The following is a 268-nucleotide window of genomic DNA, read 5'->3' on the forward strand; positions in this document are numbered from 1 at the left end:
GCCATCATTTCCTTCGTTTCCCTGTTCGTGAGGTTGTTCTACCCGAACTACTGATGGACGAACCGAACATGGTGGGTGGGCCATTAGATGGTGGACATCTTGCCCCGCCCTTGATAGAACTGAGCGAAGCGGTATTTCGGAAGAAAGACAACAATGCTCAGGTAGTCTTGCACACCTACCGCTGGGATGGTACTGTGTGGCGTTATCTGGCTGCATCTGTTGTTACTCCGCCGGATGTCAAAGGGGTGTAGTCGGCAAAGTTGCTGGC

Annotated in this window: 1 protein-coding gene; it reads left to right on the forward strand. The window is 52.6% G+C overall.

The annotated features are described in order from the left end of the window. On the forward strand, positions 1 to 251 hold a 251-nt coding region (locus ACZ3GY_RS24105; protein WP_465912277.1), incomplete at its 5' end, for a hypothetical protein. Positions 252 to 268: the final 17 nt, after the last annotated feature.

The organism is Pseudomonas sp. PME37.24/006, from assembly GCF_055556635.1.